This is a genomic window from Mesorhizobium sp. M0923, from assembly GCF_040319365.1.
Classification (GTDB): Bacteria; Pseudomonadota; Alphaproteobacteria; order Rhizobiales; family Rhizobiaceae; genus Mesorhizobium.
In genome coordinates this window covers 358,064-374,503 of the sequence record NZ_JAMYNW010000001.1, presented here as the reverse complement: position 1 = coordinate 374,503, position 16,440 = coordinate 358,064, and the positions used below count along the sequence as shown (strand labels likewise).

16 protein-coding genes are annotated in these 16,440 nt (G+C 62.5%); 6 read left to right on the top strand and 10 right to left on the bottom strand.

Annotated features, from left to right (window positions below):
- The first annotated feature begins 147 nt into the window (after positions 1-147).
- Positions 148-927 carry an SDR family oxidoreductase gene (locus NKH89_RS01770; protein ID WP_023720073.1) on the top strand — a complete coding sequence of 260 codons (780 nt, stop codon included), beginning with the start codon at positions 148-150 and terminating at the stop codon, positions 925-927.
- 174 nt (positions 928-1,101) lie between these two features.
- The gene (locus tag NKH89_RS01765) at positions 1,102-3,426 is read left to right on the top strand and encodes an NADP-dependent malic enzyme (protein ID WP_352482220.1); all 2,325 of its coding nucleotides are present in this window, start codon (positions 1,102-1,104) and stop codon (positions 3,424-3,426) included.
- Between the two features lie 12 nt (positions 3,427-3,438).
- Here the strand turns inward: NKH89_RS01765 and NKH89_RS01760 are convergent, their stop codons facing one another.
- Positions 3,439-4,059: a DUF1287 domain-containing protein gene (locus NKH89_RS01760; protein ID WP_051409694.1), complete on the bottom strand. Its 621-nt coding sequence runs from the start codon at positions 4,057-4,059 to the stop codon at positions 3,439-3,441.
- Between NKH89_RS01760 and NKH89_RS01755 the strand changes: the two genes are divergently transcribed.
- Both NKH89_RS01755 and NKH89_RS01750 read left to right on the top strand, forming a co-directional pair.
- Positions 4,058-4,240: a hypothetical protein gene (locus NKH89_RS01755; protein WP_023720079.1), complete on the top strand. Its 183-nt coding sequence runs from the start codon at positions 4,058-4,060 to the stop codon at positions 4,238-4,240. The genes NKH89_RS01760 and NKH89_RS01755 overlap by 2 nt on opposite strands.
- Positions 4,241-4,325: 85 nt before the next feature.
- Positions 4,326-5,528, top strand: a complete 1,203-nt coding sequence (locus NKH89_RS01750) for a DUF2865 domain-containing protein (RefSeq protein WP_023720080.1) — start codon at positions 4,326-4,328, stop codon at positions 5,526-5,528.
- Here NKH89_RS01750 and gltX read toward each other — a convergent pair.
- From gltX to NKH89_RS01725, 5 genes are all read right to left on the bottom strand, one after another.
- Positions 5,446-6,819, bottom strand: coding sequence for a glutamate--tRNA ligase (gene gltX, locus NKH89_RS01745; RefSeq protein WP_352482218.1), 1,374 nt, complete (start codon positions 6,817-6,819; stop codon positions 5,446-5,448). The genes NKH89_RS01750 and gltX overlap by 83 nt on opposite strands.
- A 133-nt stretch (positions 6,820-6,952) precedes the next feature.
- The gene (locus NKH89_RS01740; protein WP_352855385.1) at positions 6,953-8,758 is read right to left on the bottom strand and encodes an ABC transporter ATP-binding protein; all 1,806 of its coding nucleotides are present in this window, start codon (positions 8,756-8,758) and stop codon (positions 6,953-6,955) included.
- Positions 8,759-9,147: 389 nt separating this feature from the next.
- Positions 9,148-9,561 carry a GNAT family N-acetyltransferase gene (locus NKH89_RS01735; protein WP_023720083.1) on the bottom strand — a complete coding sequence of 138 codons (414 nt, stop codon included), beginning with the start codon at positions 9,559-9,561 and terminating at the stop codon, positions 9,148-9,150.
- A 26-nt stretch (positions 9,562-9,587) separates the two neighbouring features.
- Positions 9,588-11,270, bottom strand: coding sequence for an NAD+ synthase (locus NKH89_RS01730; protein ID WP_352908351.1), 1,683 nt, complete (start codon positions 11,268-11,270; stop codon positions 9,588-9,590).
- A gap of 65 nt (positions 11,271-11,335) precedes the next feature.
- Complete coding sequence (locus tag NKH89_RS01725) at positions 11,336-12,049, bottom strand: DNA-3-methyladenine glycosylase I (RefSeq protein WP_023720085.1); 714 nt, start codon at positions 12,047-12,049, stop codon at positions 11,336-11,338.
- Between the two features lie 84 nt (positions 12,050-12,133).
- On the opposite strand from NKH89_RS01725, the gene NKH89_RS01720 reads away from it, so the two are divergent.
- Together NKH89_RS01720 and NKH89_RS01715 are read left to right on the top strand one after the other, a co-directional pair.
- Positions 12,134-12,697 (top strand): DUF1003 domain-containing protein, encoded by a 564-nt coding sequence (locus NKH89_RS01720; RefSeq protein ID WP_023720086.1) that lies wholly within the window; start codon positions 12,134-12,136, stop codon positions 12,695-12,697.
- Entirely contained in the window at positions 12,694-13,281 is a 588-nt protein-coding gene (locus NKH89_RS01715) for a DedA family protein (protein WP_023720087.1), read from the top strand. Before NKH89_RS01720 ends, NKH89_RS01715 begins: the two co-directional genes overlap by 4 nt.
- Before the next feature lie 3 nt (positions 13,282-13,284).
- Here NKH89_RS01715 and NKH89_RS01710 read toward each other — a convergent pair whose 3' ends face one another.
- The 4 genes from NKH89_RS01710 to NKH89_RS01695 all read right to left on the bottom strand — a co-directional run bounded on the left by NKH89_RS01710 (position 13,285) and on the right by NKH89_RS01695 (position 16,289).
- Complete coding sequence (locus tag NKH89_RS01710) at positions 13,285-13,872, bottom strand: hemerythrin domain-containing protein (RefSeq protein WP_023720088.1); 588 nt, start codon at positions 13,870-13,872, stop codon at positions 13,285-13,287.
- A 40-nt stretch (positions 13,873-13,912) separates the two neighbouring features.
- Positions 13,913-14,272 carry a diacylglycerol kinase gene (locus tag NKH89_RS01705; RefSeq protein ID WP_023720089.1) on the bottom strand — a complete coding sequence of 120 codons (360 nt, stop codon included), beginning with the start codon at positions 14,270-14,272 and terminating at the stop codon, positions 13,913-13,915.
- Between the two features lie 76 nt (positions 14,273-14,348).
- Entirely contained in the window at positions 14,349-14,768 is a 420-nt protein-coding gene (locus NKH89_RS01700; protein ID WP_352482212.1) for a GFA family protein, read from the bottom strand.
- Between the two features lie 147 nt (positions 14,769-14,915).
- The gene (locus tag NKH89_RS01695) at positions 14,916-16,289 is read right to left on the bottom strand and encodes a class II 3-deoxy-7-phosphoheptulonate synthase (protein WP_352482211.1); all 1,374 of its coding nucleotides are present in this window, start codon (positions 16,287-16,289) and stop codon (positions 14,916-14,918) included.
- Between the last annotated feature and the right edge of the window lie 151 nt (positions 16,290-16,440).

The following is a 16,440-nucleotide window of genomic DNA, read 5'->3' as shown; positions in this document are numbered from 1 at the left end:
GAAAGTGCGGGGCTCTGCGCCAGACATCATTTGTCACCGTTGCTTTCGCGTGAGGCTATGCCCCGATTCATGCAACAACCGTATGACGGTTGCGATTGGTCCAGCCATACGGGTAGGTTGCCGCGGCAATCAGAGGAGAAAATCACCATGGATCTCGGCATTCGCGGCAAGAAGGCCATCGTCTGCGCCTCGAGCAAGGGGCTGGGACGCGGTTGCGCCATGGCGCTGGCAGAGGCAGGCTGCGATCTGGTCGTCAACGGCCGCAACGCCGACGTGCTGGCCAAAACCGCCGCCGAACTGCGCGAGAAATTCGGCGTCAGCGTGACCGAGATCGTCGGCGACGTATCCAAACCCGACGTCCAGAAGGCGCTGCTTGCCGCCTGCCCCGATCCCGACATCCTCGTCAACAACAATGGCGGTCCGCCGCTTCGCGATTTCCGTGCGCTCGATCGGGAAAAGATCCTCGAAGGCGTCACCCAGAACATGGTGACCCCTGTCGAGCTGGTTCAGGCCGTGATCGACGGCATGGCGGCGCGCGGCTTCGGCCGCATCGTCAACATCACCTCGCTGTCGGTCTATGTTCCTATCCCCGGCCTCGACCTGTCGTCCGGAGCCCGCGCTGGCCTCACGTCGTTCCTGGCAGGCGTCGCGCGGACGGTGATCGACCGCAATGTGACGATCAACAACATGCTGCCGGGAAAACTCGATACCGACCGGCTGCGCGGCCCGCATGAGGCCGGCACACCCGAAGACCCGGCCGCCGCCGCCGCGCGCAAAGCCAAGGCCGCGGCCAACGTTCCGGCCAAGCGACTCGGCACGCCGGAGGAATTCGGCCAGATCTGCGCCTTCCTGTGCTCGGTTCACGCCGGTTACCTGACCGGACAGAACATACCGGTCGACGGCGGCCTCTACGTCAGCGCGTTCTGAACAGCGGAGAGGAAAAGACCTGAATAGCGCGGCAGGATTTTAGCACAACTAACTGAAACAAATCGATTTTACTCGTTTCGCAAGGCAAAATGGCGGTTGCGTCATTTGGCATCGTGAAAAACCAATTCTGCATGTTAAAAGGCTTCAAGGCAGGATCGCAGGGAGGCGGCCGTCATGACAGGCGAAAGCAAGAAGGCGGCGCGATCCGACCTGGACGAAGCAGCGCTCTACTTCCACAAGCACCCCCGGCCCGGAAAGCTTGAAATCCAGGCGACGAAGCCGCTCGGCAATCAGCGCGACCTGGCGCTTGCCTATTCGCCCGGGGTCGCCGCCCCCTGCCTTGAAATCCGCGACGATCCGGCAACTGCCGCAGACTATACAGCCCGCGCCAATCTTGTTGGCGTCGTCACCAACGGTTCGGCGGTGCTGGGCCTCGGCAATATCGGACCGCTCGCCTCCAAGCCGGTGATGGAAGGCAAGGCGGTGCTGTTCAAGAAGTTCGCCGGCATCGATGTCTTCGACATCGAGATCGATGCACCGGGCATCGAGCGCATGGTCGAGACGATCTCGGCGCTGGAACCGACCTTCGGCGGCATCAACCTTGAGGACATCAAGGCGCCCGAGTGCTTCGAGGTCGAGGAGCAGTTGAAAGCGCGCATGGGCATACCGGTCTTCCATGACGATCAGCACGGCACCGCCATCATCGTCGCCGCCGCCGTGCTCAATGGGCTGGAATTCGCCGGCAAGTCCATCTCCGACATCAAGATCGTCACGTCGGGGGCAGGTGCTGCGGCGCTTGCGTGCCTCAACCTTCTGGTCTCGCTCGGCGCGCGGGTCGAAAACATCTGGGTCACCGACCGGTTCGGCGTCGCCCATAAGGGCCGCGTCGAGGAGATGGACCGCTGGAAAGATCCTTATGTGAAGGATACCGAAGCGCGCACGCTGGCCGACGTTCTGCCCGGCGCCGACGTGTTTCTCGGCCTGTCTGCCGCCGGCGTGCTGAAGCCGGAATTGCTTCACCACATGGCGCCCAAGCCGCTGATCCTGGCGCTGGCCAACCCCAATCCCGAGATCATGCCGGAAGCGGCACGGGCAGCACGGCCCGACGCGATGATCTGCACGGGCCGCTCCGATTTCCCCAATCAAGTCAATAACGTACTCTGTTTTCCTTACATCTTCCGTGGCGCGCTGGATTGCGGCGCAAGCGCCATCAACGAAGAGATGAAGATGGCCGCGGTGCGAGCGATTGCAGCGCTTGCCCGCGAAGAGCCGTCCGACGTTGCCGCGCGCGCCTATTCCGGCGAGACGCCGATCTTCGGCCCGGAGTTCCTGATCCCCTCACCTTTCGACCCGCGACTGATCCTGCGCATTGCCCCTGCCGTCGCCAAGGCAGCCTGCGAGAGCGGCGTCGCGACCCGGCCGATCACCGATTTCGCCGCCTATGTCGACAAGCTGAACCGCTTCGTCTTCCGCTCCGGCCTGGTCATGAAGCCGGTATTCTCGATGGCCAAGACGTCGAGCGCCAAGCGCGTCATCTATGCCGATGGCGAGGACGAGCGCGTACTTCGCGCCGCGCAAGTCGTGCTCGAGGAAGGCATTGCCGAACCGATCCTGATCGGCCGCCCGCATGTCATCGAGGTGCGGCTGAAGCGCTACGGGCTGCGCATCAAGCCGGGCGTCGATTTCGGCTTGATCAACCCGGAAGACGATCCGCGTTACCGCCACTATGTCGACCTTTTGATCGAGCTTGCCGGCCGGCGTGGGGTGACGACGGAAGCGGCGCGCACCATGGTGCGCACCGACAATACGGTGATCGCCGCCCTTGCCCTGAAGCGCGGCGACGCCGACGCCATGGTCTGCGGCCTTGAGGGCCGTTTCGAGCGTCATTTGCGCAACGTGACGCTGATCATCGGGCCGCGCGCCGGCATCAAGGATCGCGACCTGTCGACGCTTTCCATGCTGATTTCGCAGCGCGGCATCATTTTCCTCACCGACACCCATGTCTCCGTCGATCCGACCGCCGAGGAGATTGCTGAGATGACCGTTTTGGCGGCCGAGGAGATTCAGCGTTTCGGCATCGAGCCCAAGGCAGCGCTGCTGTCGCATTCGGATTTTGGCTCCCGCGATTCGCCAAGCGCCATGAAGATGCGGCAGGCGGCGGCGATCTTGGCGCGCATCGCGCCCGACCTGCAATGCGACGGCGAGATGCATGCCGACTCGGCGCTATCGGAGCAGCTGCGCCAGCGCGTCTATCCGCATTCGCGGCTGAAGGGCGAAGCCAATCTGCTGGTGTTCCCCAATCTCGATTCGGCGAACATCACGCTGACCGCGCTGCGCACGATGATGGACGCGCTGCATGTCGGCCCGATCCTGCTCGGCACCGACAGCCCGGCGCACATATTGACGCCGTCGGTCACCTCGCGCGGCGTCGTCAATATGACGGCACTGGCCGTGGTCGAAGCCGCGCATAAGGCGCAAGCCATCGTCGATCTGGGCTAGCCGTGGGCTTTCTCAGATTGGCCCGAACCGGAAATGCCCTGTCTGCCTGAAGGCAAACAAAGTGTCCTCTTCCCTGGCGCCGCCACCGATATTGTGAATGACCAGCCCTCTTGTCGGCACCACAGTGGAGCGATTGGACGACACGATGGCAATATGCGACAGATTGCCGGGCAGCATCTGGGCGACGAGATCCCCAGGCCGATAGTCGGCGGGGTCTTGGCTGACGGGCAAGGCAGCACCGCGCCGCTCAAAATAGACCGCAAGATTGGGCACACGGCGGTGGTCGATGTTGCGGTCGGGCGCTTTCAGGCCCCAAGCCTTCGGATAGGCGGCAAAATTGGCCCGCATATCCTCATGCACCAATTCTTGCAGATCGAGATCGAAGGCGCGGCGATAGGCACGGATCACGACATCCGTGCACACACCCCGCTCGGGCTCAACGTCCCCGCCCGGATAGGCCAGGCGTGTATAGGTCGGATCGTAGAGCGTGGTGACGCCGATCTGCTCACGGGCGGCTTCGACCAATTTGGTGCCCCAATCCGGCGTGATGGGCTTTTCCTGCGCCATGGCAACCGGCATCGCCAGGCACAAAAGACCAAATTGCACTGCGGCTCGACGGGTAATCGCGGTCATGCCAAGCCTCCGGGCATTGCTGGATCCAGGCATTCTTCTGGGCGAATACGCCTTTTTCGTGCAACGCCAGGGTGTCGCGGTCCTGACAATGTCCGAGTATGCCGTGCGGCGTGGTCGATATGACGCGCTGGTTGTGGTCGAAGCCGCGCACAAGGCGCAAGCCATCGCCGATTTGGGCTGAAGCCGGAATCAGCGATATGCTAAACAAACGCTTAACCGCAAGCGCGGTAGCTTTCAGAACGGCAGACAGGCGGAGTTCCGGAGCGATGACGGGCGCACGTTGGAAGCTGACGCGGGCCGCCGCGCTGCTCGGTGCCCTGCTACTGTGCGACATCGCCGTCACTCAGGCGCAGGCCGCCTCCCGCCTCTGCCGCCAGCTTGAAGCCGATCTTGCTGCCGCTTCTCGTGGTGGCGGCGGCAAACCGGCCTTGCTCAGGAAATATGACGACGCGATCGCCCGGCAGCGCCAGCAGATTTCAAAGGCCGTCAGCCAATCCAGCAGCGCCGGCTGCGGCTTTTCGCTGTCTCGCCGCAACGCCAACGTATGCGCGGCACTCGACGCCACCATCGATCGCATGGCTGCCAATCTCGACGACTTGCAGGCCAAGCGCGCTGAGCTTGACAGCGGTGGTTCGCGACGCGATCGCGCGCGCATATTGACCTCGCTTGACGCCAATGGCTGCCGCGACGAAGCGGCGCCATCAAAGCCCGCACCGGTTCGCGAAGCCAGCGATGAAAACGGCAACGGAAACCTGCTCGAGCAGCTTTTGGGCAGTGAATCCGATGCGCCCGACCAGCGTGAAGAGCCCAGCCAGGCTGAAGAGCTAAGTCAGCCGGGCAACATCCGCACCCTGCTCAACAACGCCGACATGGGCCAGCCGCGAGGAGAATTCCGCACCATGTGTGTGCGGACCTGCGACGGTTATTTCTTCCCGATGTCGAATGCTGCCTCGCTCGGCGATTTCGAGCGCGACCAGAAGAATTGCGAATCGAGCTGCCCCGGCACCGAGATGCAGGTTTTCTACACGCGCGGCATGAACAGCGATTCGGCGTCCATGACGTCTTCGGTGACCGGCAGGCCTTATATCGAACTGCCGACGGCCTACCTCTACAAGCAGTCCGACATGCCACGGCCGCCGGCATGCGGCTGCAATGCCGCGCAGAATTTCGAAATCATCGCCGGCAACCCGCCCAGCCCGGAACGATCCGAAGCGAACGTGGAGACCACTCCGTTCATTCCGGTGCCGGTTGCCAGGCCTGATCCGGGCGCCGACCCGGAGACCTTGGCCAACGCGGAAGGCGGCCTCGACCGTGAGGCGATCAGACGCCTTGCCGTCAAACCCGTGCCTTCGCTGACGTCCCTGCCGCCGCCCGAACAGCGCAAGGTCAGGGTCGTCGGGCCAACGTTCCTTCCCGACCCAGCAGCGGCAACAGATCTGCAAGCTCCGGACCCGAAGGCTGTCCCGTAAGCGCCAGCCTCAGCGGCATGAACAGCGCCTTGCCCTTACGGCCGCTCGCCGCTCGGATTTTGCCGGTCCAGTCTTTCCAGACGGTGCCGTTCCAAGGCTCCTCCGGCAGCAGTTCGAACGCCTGGCGAAGAAAGTCGCGGTCATCGTCGGAAAACTCCGCCGGCTCCTCTGGACCGTCGCGAAGTGTGCGCCACCAGATCGCCGCATCGGCCAGCCTGTCGAGATTGCCGCGCACCGCCAGCCAGAAAGGCTCGGCCTGTTCGCCAGAGATGCCGAGCACGATCAGCCGGTCGCGCGCCTCGGAAAAGGGCATGTGGTGCAGCAGCGTGCGGTTGAGCACGAAGAGCTCGTCCGGATCGAATTTGGCGGCGGATTTCGATGTTGCCGCCGGATCGAAGCGCTCGGCAAGTTCAGCCATCGTCGGCACCGCCACGACGTTTTCCGAGGTACCGACGAGTACCGCCAGCGAAGCGACCGCCATTGGCTCTATGCCGCTCTCACGCAGGCTCTGTATGGACAGCGCGCCGGTGCGCTTGGAAAGCCCCTCGCCTGATGCTGTTGTCAGAAGATTGTGGTGGCCGAACACCGGCGGCTCGGCGCTGAGCGCCCGGAACAGGGCTATCTGGACGCCGGTATTGGTGACGTGGTCGTCGCCACGAATGACATGGCTGACGCCCATGTCGATGTCGTCGATCACCGAAGGCAGTGTGTAGAGATAGGTGCCGTCCTCGCGCCGCAGAACGGGATCTGAAAGCGAGGCGAGGTCGACGGTCTCCTCGCCGCGCACCAGGTCGTTCCAGTGGATTTCGGTGCGCTCCGGCTGCAGCGGATCGCTGCTGAAGTTGGGCAGCAGAAAGCGCCAGTGCGGCCGCCGGCCATCGGCCTCATATTCCGCGACCTGCTCGGGTGCCAGCGTCAGCGCCTCGCGGCCATAGACTGGCGGCAGGCCACGCGTGCGGCGCACCTTGCGCCTCAGGTCGAGCTCTTCAGGCGTCTCATAGCAGGCATAGACGAGGCGGGCCTCCTTCAGCCTTTCCAGTGCGGCATCATAGATTTCGACCCGCCGCGACTGATACTCCGTGGCATCGGGGAAGATGCCCAGCCAATGCAGATCATAAAGGATGGCGTCGGAAAATTCCTGCGTCGAACGGGCAACGTCGGTATCGTCGAAGCGCTGGATGAAGCGGCCCTTGTTCTTGATGGCGAACAGCCAGTTGAACAAAGCGGTGCGCGCATTGCCGATATGGATGCGGCCGGTCGGTGACGGGGCGAAACGGACGGTAACTGTCATGAGCGGGGCGTACCGGATGGTTTTGCTGTTGACAAGACGCGCCCCCGCGCTCTGCGGCAGACATAGAACATGACGAAGACGAAGAAAAGACGGCAGCGCCGCGCGTCCATTAAGACGCGCCGCGCCGTAACCGTCAGATCACCAGGCCTTTGGTCAGCTCAAGCGCCTGACGTTCGAACAGCCGGCGGTAGATGCCGCCTTGCAGCCGGATCAGTTGGTCATGCGATCCCTCCTCGACAATGCGGCCGCGATCGAACACCAGAAGCCTGTCCAGCGCGCGCACGGTCGACAGCCGGTGGGCGATGACCAGCGTCGTGCGGCCGACCATCAAGCGCTCCATCGCCTGCTGGATCAGCACCTCCGATTCCGAATCGAGGCTCGACGTTGCCTCGTCCAGGATGAGGATGCGCGCATCGGCGAGGAAGGCGCGTGCGATTGCAACACGCTGACGCTCGCCGCCCGACAGCTTTACGCCACGCTCGCCGACCAACGTGCCATAGCCTTTCGGCAAATCGGCGATGAAGTCATGCGCGCTGGCCAAGCGCGCCGCGTGCTCGATCTCGGCCTGCGTGGCGCTCGGCCGGGCATAGGCGATGTTTTCAGCCAGCGACCGGTGGAACAGGATCGGCTCCTGCTGGACAATCGCGATCTGTGCGCGCAGCGACGCCTGCGCGACATTGGCAATATCCTGGCCGTCGATCAGGATATTGCCCGCAGTCACGTCATAGAGGCGCTGGATCAGCTTGACGAACGTGGTCTTGCCGGAGCCCGAATGGCCAACCAGCCCGACCCGCTCGCCCGGAGCGATATCCACCGAAAAGTCCCGATAAAGCGGCAAGCGGTGGCTACCGTAGTGGAACGTGACATTGTCGAAGGTGATACGGCCATCGGTGATCCGGATCAGCTTGGCTCCGGGCCGATCCTCGATGCCGAGTGGTTCGGACTGGAAGTCGACCAGTTCCTCCATGTCATTGATCGAGCGCTGCAGATTGCGGATATGCGTGCCGATGTCACGCAGATAGCCTTGCAGCACGAAGAATGAGGTCAGCACGAAGGCGACGTCGCCGGCGCTCGCCTGCCCCCACGACCACAAAAGCAAGGAAAAGCCGATGACCGCTGCCCTCAAAAGCAGCAGCATCGTGCCTTGCGTGGTGCCGTTGACGGTGCCGCGCACCCAGGTGCGCCGCGTGCGTGCGCGCCATTTGGCGACGACGTCGGCAAGCCGTGTCTCCTCGCGCTCCTCAGCGCCAAAACCCTTGACCACGGCGTTGCAGCTCACCGCATCGGCCAGCGAGCCGCCAAGCCGCGTATCCCACGCATTGGCAAGCCTTGCCGCGGGGGCGACATAGCCGAGCGACAGCATCGTCGTTACGCCGATGAACAGCACCGAGCCCGTCGCGACGACCGCGCCCATCAGCGGCCAGAACCAGCCGAGCAACAGCGTCGAGCCGACAAGCATGACGACCGACGGCAGCAGCGCGATCAGGATCGTGTCGTTGAGCAGGTCGAGCGCCCACATGCCGCGCGTTATCTTGCGCACCGTCGATCCGGCGAAGCTGTTTGCGTGCCAGTCGGTGGAGAAGCGCTGGACGCGGTGGAAGGCATCGGCGGCGATGTCGGCCATCATCTTCAGGGTCAGTTCGACGATGGCCATGAAGGCGAGATTGCGCAGCACGACACCGGTGAGCGCCAGGGCCACCAGCATCGAAAAGGCAGCCGTCGCGGCATTCCATGCGACATCGTCGGCAGTGGCACTGCTGGCAACGGCGTCGACCAGCCGGCCGGAATAGAGCGGCGTCAGCACGTCGGCCAGGGTCGACAGCAGGAATGTGGCCATGATCAGCGAAAGCCGCCACGGCTGGCGCCGCCAATGACTGAGCGTAAAACCAAGAACGCTGCGAAAGGCGCCCGCGCGCAAATCTATTCGAAAACGAGCCATGATGTCATTCGGGCGCAAACGAGCCCGATCCCGGAAAGGTCGAAATTGAAAAAACCGCGTCGGGCGAATTAGCACCCAAGGAAAGCGGAGGTTCGGCACATTTGGCGGCTCGCCCGAATACGGGCGGCGACCGGCATCGACGAACGCCTGTTCTCAGCTCGGCTTCGCCGCAAAGGTAAGAACCTTCGGGCTCACCGATTGGGACCTAGGCTTCGCGGCCTCGCATAACGATGTCAAATCCTGGCATTTCGGTCCTCCCCTAGGGGATCGCGGAAAGACGTTTATAGAGACGCCTCAACGCCGCGCCAAGTCAGTAGATGGTCGAAAGCGCATCTGGTCCAACCAGTGAGACGATTTTGCAACAATCGCGGGTTGTGCGCTGCCTCTGTTCAGGTTGCCGGGATACGGTCGAAGCGCATATAGCGGCCGTCGGTGGAAGGCCTGAAGCCGAGCTTCTCGTAGACCGCGTGGGCATCGTTGGTAGACAGGCTCCAGTGGGTGACAGTCTTGCAATCCGGGTGGTCGATAAGCGCCTGGACAAGCCGGGTCCCGATGCCTTGCCCGCGATACCCGGGCCAGACAATGATGTCGGCGAGATAGGCAAATACCGTACGGTCGGTGATCGCCCGGCCAAAGCCGACCTGATTGCCGCCGACATAGGCGCCGACGCACAGTGAGTTGGCAAAGGCGCGGCGGTGCAGTTCATCGCTGCGGCCGCTGCCCCAATAGCTCTCCTTCAAAATGTCGGACGTCGCCCGGAAGTCGATCTGCGACAGGTCGAAGCTGATTTCAAAGTTGGCCATGGCTAAACCGTTATGCAGCCAATCGCCTACCCGCCATCCCTGAACCGGTTGGTAATAGGATAGCGGCGGTCGCGGCCAAAATTCTTCCTGGTGATCTTCACGCCGGGCGCTGCCTGCCGGCGCTTGTATTCGGCGACGTAAAGCAGGTGCTCGACGCGCGTCACCGTCGCCCGGTCATGGCCGCGCGCAACGATCTCGTCGACACCCATCTCGTTCTCGACCAGACACTCCAATATGTCGTCGAGCACTGGATAGGGCGGCAGCGAATCCTGGTCGGTCTGGTTCTCGCGCAGTTCCGCCGAGGGCGCCTTGTCGATGATATTGTTCGGGATCACCTCGCCGGACGGGCCTAGCGCGCCCGGCGGCACATGCTTGTTGCGCCAGCGCGACAACGCATAGACCTGCATCTTGTAGAGGTCCTTTATCGGGTTGAAGCCGCCATTCATGTCGCCATAGAGCGTGGCGTAGCCTACCGACATCTCGCTCTTGTTGCCGGTAGTGACCACCATCGAGCCGAACTTGTTGGAAATCGCCATCAGGATGGTGCCACGGGCCCGGCTCTGCAGGTTTTCCTCGGTGATGCCTTCCTTGGTGCCCTCGAAAAGCTGCGTCAGTGTGTGCAGGAAGCCCTCGACCGGCTCGAAGATCGGCACGATATCGTAGCGGCAGCCGAGCGCGCGGGCGCAGTCCTCGGCGTCCTTGAGCGAGTCCGTCGAAGTGTAGCGGTAAGGCATCATCACGGCGCGCAGCCGTTCCTCGCCGAGCGCATCGACGGCAAGTGCCGCGCAGATCGCCGAATCGATGCCGCCGGAAAGGCCGAGCACGACATTCTTGAAGCCGTTCTTGTTGACGTAGTCGCGCAGGCCCAACATGCAGGCGCGATAGTCGGCCTCCTCCTTCTCCGGGATTTTCGACATCGGTCCGTCAGAGCAGACCCAGACGTCATTCTTTCGCTTCCAGGTGGTGACGTTGACCGTCTCCTCGAACTGGCTCATCTGGAAGGCCAGCGTCTTGTCAGAGCCTATGGCAAACGACGCGCCGTCGAAGATCAGCTCGTCCTGGCCGCCAAGCTGGTTGGCATAGATAATCGGCAGTCCGCATTCGATGACCTGGCGGATGACGATCTGGTGGCGGACGTCGACCTTGCCGCGGTAATAGGGCGAGCCGTTCGGGACCAGCAGGATTTCCGCGCCGCTTTCGGCCAGCGTCTCGCAGACGGCAATCTCGCCCCAGATATCTTCACAGACCGGCACTCCCACCCGCACGCCGCGGAAATTGACCGGCCCTTGGATCTCGGGTCCGGCCTGGAAGACGCGCTTCTCGTCGAACTCACCGTAATTCGGCAGATCGAGCTTGTAGCGTTCGGCAAGGATCTTGCCGCCATCGGCAAAGATGATCGAATTGTGCGTGCCGGTCTTGCGCTTCAGCGGCGTGCCGATGATGACGCCCGGGCCGCCATCGGCGGTATCGCCGGCGAAGTCCTCGGCAGCCCGCTCGCAGGCCTTCAGGAAGGCGGGCTTCAGCACCAGATCCTCAGGCGGATAGCCGGCCAGGAAAAGCTCGGTGAACAGCACGAGATCGGCGCCCTGGCGGGCGGCATCCGCCCTCGCCTCGCGCGCCTTGGCAAGATTGCCGGCGACGTCGCCGACCGTCGGATTGAGCTGGGCGACGGCGATGCGCAATATGTCTGGAGCGGTCTTGTCGATCATGCCTGTGGGTTTAGCGCGGCAAAATTCGTCGGGCAATGGCGTTCGTTTGGACCAAACAATCGGTCCTATTCGCCCATATATTCGCGTAGCGCCTCCGGCGGATGGTTCTCGCCGATCGACATTGCCAGAATGCGCGAAATGTGTCGGCGCGGCAGCTCGGTCTCCGCCGCCCAGGCGTTGATCTGCACCTGGATCTTGTCTAGGTCCTTCTTCGATGTCGGGCTCTGCGCGATGTCGAGCCCGGCGTCGCGCAGCGCTGCCGCCATGTCGGCCGAGACGATGAAGGCGTCCCACTCCAGCCAGCGCAGAAAATACTGGCCGGTATTGCCGCCGAGCCGGCTCCCGTGCTTGCCGAGATAAGCCATCAGCCCGACCTGATCGCCGGCCGGCCAGTCGGCGAGGAACTTGCCGAAGCTGCCATGCTCCTTCGACACGCGCTCGACGAAGGCTGCGTTGTCGCGTACCGACTTGATCTTCTGCGGATTGCGCACGATGCGCTTGTCGGCGGTGAGATCGTGCCAGAAATCGTCAGGCTGGAACAGCAGCCGCTTCGGCTCGAAGCCAAGAAATGCTTCCTCGAAACCTGGCCATTTCTGCTCGATGACGCGCCAGACGAAGCCGGCGGCAAAGACCCGTTCGGCCATGGTCGACAGGATCCGGTCATCCGCAATCTTTGCCAGCGCGGCATTGTCGGGCGTAGGGCCCAGCAGCGACGTCAGCGCTGCCTCACCGCCTTTGCGTTTCGCCGCACGGGCGCGAATCTTCTGAAAATCCACCATTGTTTCCTGACCCCATCGCGTCAATCTACCACTTCCCGTATGAACCGGCAGCTTCTACCTCTATCGCTGACGACGGAGGCGACGATGAACAAAACGATCGAGGACCTGGCAAACCGCTGGCTGAAGCGAAAGCCGGACGGCCTCAGCGCGCTCGAAAGCCGGGTGCTGCAATCAACGCTCGAGCGCACCACGATCTCCAAGGACACCAACAAGGCCGTCGCCTTTCACCAGACGTTTGGCGACCGCCTGGCTGACACCATCGCCCGGATCGGCGGTTCGTGGTCCTTCATCCTGACATTCATTGGCTTCCTGATCCTGTGGACGGCAGGCAATGTCTGGCTCTTGTCGCGCGCCGCCTTCGATCCCTATCCTTTCATCTTCCTCAATCTCGTGCTTTCCATGGTTGCTGCCCTGCAGGCGCCAGTGATCATGATGGCGCAGAACCGCCAGACCGAGCGCGATCGTATCGACGCCGCCCACGACTATGAGGTTAATCTCAAGGCCGAGATCGAGATCATGGCGTTGCATGAAAAGCTCGACGAACTGCGCCACAGCCAGATCATCGGCATGCGAGACGAGATCGCCCGGCTGGCCGAGCAGGTGAAGCGCATCGACGAGATTCTGTCGAAGCAGCGGACGTCTTCATGACGGAAGCCATTCATCGTCTCATTGAGCAATATGGGCTGGTCGCGGTTTTTCTGGGCTGCGTCGCCGAGGGCGAAAGCGCCGCCATCCTTGGCGGTTTCTTTGCGCATCAGCATGTCTTCGTCCCGTGGCAGGCCTTCCTCGCGGCGGCGCTCGGCGCCTTCGGTGGCGACACGTTCTTTTTCATCCTGGGACGGAGCTTCGCCGACCATAAATTCGTGATCGGACTCCGAGCCCGGCCAGGGTTCAGCCACGCCTACCGCCTTGTCACCTCTCATCCCAACATTTTCGTGCTGTCGAACCGCTACATCTATGGCCTGCGCCTGGTCGGTGGTATCGCAGCCGGGCTGTCGGGCATCGCCGCAGCGCGCTTCGTCATCCTCAACGCCATCTCGTCGGTAGTCTGGGCGGCACTGTTCTGCACTGTCGGTTATGTCTTCGGGCTGGGCGCGGAGCGCATCGTCGGCCAGGCGCTGGCCCGCCACGAGCGGTTGCTGATCGCCCTGGTCATCGGTCTCGTTGTGGCCATCCTCGGCTGGCTGGCGTCGCACGTCCTCGCCAAGAAGGAGCTTCGCAAGGGAAGCTGATCGTCAATCAATGCCGAGCGCGCGGTCGCCCTTCTCGAGGATCAGCGGAATGATCAGGTCTTCCTCGTCGGCAAGATGCCGGGTCAACATGGCGATCAGCCGGCTGTTCTCGTCGGCATAGGCATCGGCGGCGAAGCGCTGTTTGTCCTCGCTCTCCTGAAGCGTGCCGATGAAGGCATTTGCCGCCTCGGCATTGCGCTCCAGTCCCTCATGGATTGTGTGGTGATCGGCATCCAGGATTTCGAAGCCGCGCTTCAGACGAGTCTCGGCCCTGGCGAAGACCGGGAAATAGTGATGGTCCTCGACATTGTGGTGGCCATCGAGATTGCCGAGGAAATGATTGAGGCGCGGCGCGAACCAGCGTGCGAATTCCGGCGCGTTCAGCCTGCCCTCACGATAATCGCCAATGCCGTTGGTGAGCATGCCGCCAAGGTCGCGGAACATGTCGTGCCGCTGCAGCCACATATTGGCCATGCCGTGGATGTTGGCATGCGCCTGCCAGTCCTCGCGCGGATATTTTTCCACCAGCCAGCGCAGATCGTCCGGCAGGCCCTCACGTTCAAGCAGCAGAAATCCGGCGGTATCGGCCATATCGGTCTCCTCGATTAACCGGCATGTGGTGCCTGAAACCTCAGATCGGTACCCCAACGATGCGCTCGATGACTGCGACGCCCCAGACGCCGGCGACGATCACCACCGAAATCAGCACCGCCAGCGAACCGCAATCCTTGGCTAGCTGGATGTCGATGTTGAATTCGCGGCTGAACGCGTCGCATGCCGCCTCAATGCCGGTGTTCAGCACTTCGATCATGATCATGAGCAGCACCGCACCGATCAGCAGGGCATAGCCGCGCCACGATTCTGAAAGGAACCAGCCGAGCGGCAGCGCAAGCACAAGCAGGACCAGTTCCAGCTGGAAGGCCTCCTCGCCGGCGGCCAGTTTGCGAAACGCCCGCACCGAATTGTAAAAAGCGTCGATCAGCCGCTGCATGCCAAAACCCTTCGGAATCACCGGCAGGGGATAGCGCAATGGCTGGATCAAGGGAATAAGGCGGCCTCTTCAAAAATCAGCCGTCTGCTACCTTGATCGACGGCGTCGACTTCTCGAACTGCGGCAGCCCATCGTCGATCGCGTAGTAATCGCCCTTGTCGCCGACGAAGATATGACATTCCCCTTGAAGTCCGGTTGGCGCGTCGAACAGGCCGGCCATGACCGAAACGTAGCCACCCTCCATCGGTTTCCAGAACAGCAGCGATCCGCATGTCTTGCAAAAACCGCGCCTGGCAAACGAAGATGCCTCGTACCAGGTGACGTTCTCTGCGCCGGCGATTGTGATGTCGCGATCGGCGACATTGGTCGCGGCATAAAAATGCCCGCTCTGCTTTCGGCACTGCGAGCAATGGCAGTAGATAACGCCGCGTAGCGGTCCTCGCGTCTGCAACCGCACTGCCCCGCACAAGCATGATCCGCTGTGACTGTCAGCCATCTCGGCCTCCCAATGCAATTGCCATCGCTTGGCAGGATTCCAGTTTTGCGCGCGTTACGCACGAGCAAATGCGACACCCGCCGGATTGAATACAAAAAGCGCCGGATTTCTCCGGCGCTTTTTCAATATATCAAAGTTCAGATCGCATCAGCCGTTGACGGCCTGCTTGTGCTGGACCGGATGGCTCTTCTTGAGCAGATCGGACACCAGGAAGGCCAGCTCGATCGCCTGGTCGGCATTGAGGCGCGGGTCGCAATGGGTGTGGTAGCGATCCTGCAGCTCTTCGGCGGTGATGGCGCGGGCACCACCGGTGCACTCGGTGACGTTCTTGCCGGTCATCTCGATGTGGATGCCGCCGGGATGCGTGCCTTCGACGCGATGCACCTCGAAGAAGGTCTGCACCTCCTTCAGGATGCGGTCGAACGGCCGTGTCTTGTAGCCGGCGGCCTCGATGGTATTGCCATGCATCGGATCCGACGACCACACCACGCTGCGGCCTTCCTTCTGCACCGCGCGCACCAGTTTGGGCAGATGTTCGGCGACCTTATCGGAACCGAAGCGGGCAATCAGCGTCAGCCGGCCAGGCTCGTTCTCCGGATTGAGCAGGTCGATGAGCTGCAACAGGCCGTCCGGCGTCAGCGACGGGCCACATTTCAGGCCGAGCGGGTTCTTGATGCCACGGCAGTATTCGACATGCGCGTGGTCGGGTTGGCGCGTGCGATCGCCGATCCAGATCATGTGGCCGGAGGTGGCGTACCAGTCGCCCGAAGTCGAATCGACGCGGGTCAGCGCCTCTTCATAACCGAGCAGCAGCGCTTCGTGGCTGGTGTAGAAATCGGTCTCGCGTAGCGCGTAATTGGTCTCCGAGGTGATGCCGACGGCCTTCATGAAGTCCATCGTCTCGGTGATGCGGTTGGCGAGCGACTCGTATTTCTCGCCCTGCGGGCTGTCGGACACGAAGCCGAGCATCCATTGATGCACGTTCTCCAGGCTGGCGTAGCCGCCCTGGGCGAAGGCGCGCAACAGGTTGAGCGTCGCCGCCGACTGGCGGTACGCCATCTCCTGCCGCGCAGGATCGGGAATGCGCGACTTGGCATCGAACTCGATGCCATTGATGATGTCGCCGCGATAGCTGGGCAGCGTCACACCGCCCTTGGTCTCATTGTCGGACGAGCGCGGCTTGGCGAACTGGCCGGCGACACGGCCGACCTTCACCACCGGCTGCGCGCCGGCGAAGGTCAGTACCACCGACATCTGCAAAAAGACGCGGAAGAAGTCGCGGATATTGTCGGCGCCATGCTCGGCGAAGCTCTCGGCGCAATCGCCACCCTGCAGAAGGAATGCGTCCCCGGCAGCGACGGCTGCAAGCTGCTTCTTCAGCTTGCGCGCCTCACCTGCAAAAACCAACGGCGGAAAGGTGGCGAGCTGGGCTTCCGTGTTCCTCAGCGCGACAAGGTCCGGATAGGCAGGAACCTGCTGGATCGGCTTAGCTCTCCACGAATTCGGCGACCATTTCGTCATCGAAGCACCCAACGCTCTTTCGCACGGACGCCATCGCCCGCCAATCCGCCCAATATGGGGTCGCGGCTCCATACACGAAGCCGATTTCCTATTCTAGACCGGAATTGGCCGCGTGGCGAATGGGCACGGCACGGTGAAAGTGCCGGTGCGG